Genomic DNA, 598 nt, shown 5'->3' on the forward strand with positions numbered 1-598 from the left:
ATCGTCAATTACGGCGCGCCGATCGACCAGTCGATCCGGGTGGCCGGCGCCAAAGTCATTCCGGCGGGCACCGTCAGCGTCACCCAGGACTACCATCTGCGCGAGGCAATCAACGAGCGCACGGCGGCGGCCCTCTACGTCGTCGCCCACCACACCGTGCAATACGGCATGCTTTCGCTGGAGGAGTTTTGCGAGATCTGCCACGCCAAGGGCGTCCCGGTGATCGTCGACGCCGCCTCGGAATACGACCTTCGCAGCTTCCTGGCGCGCGGCGCCGACATCGTCGTCTACAGCGGCCACAAATTCCTTTCAGGGCCAACCAGCGGCATCGTCACCGGCCGCAAGGACCTGGTCCGCGCCGCCTATCTGCAGAACCGCGGCGTGGCGCGCGCCATGAAGGTCGGCAAGGAAAGCATCGCCGGCACCATGGCGGCGCTCGAGGCCTGGGAAAAGCGCGACCATGCCGGCATCCGCCGGCGCGAGGAGGCGGCGCTCAATCTGTGGAAGGACGCGCTGCAGGGCATTCCGGGTATCAATGCGCAGATCATTCCCGACCCGACCAACAACCCTCTCGATCGCCTGCAGGTCTATGTGCGCC

The 598-nt window shown here is 66.1% G+C and carries 1 protein-coding gene; it reads left to right on the forward strand.

The window, feature by feature from the left end; all coding sequences use genetic code 11:
• A partial coding sequence (locus EOA27_RS39270; RefSeq protein WP_127259072.1) for an aminotransferase class V-fold PLP-dependent enzyme occupies positions 1-598 on the forward strand: 598 nt, incomplete at both ends.

The sequence above is a fragment of the Mesorhizobium sp. M2A.F.Ca.ET.037.01.1.1 genome (assembly GCF_003998075.1).
Lineage (GTDB): Bacteria > Pseudomonadota > Alphaproteobacteria > Rhizobiales > Rhizobiaceae > Mesorhizobium.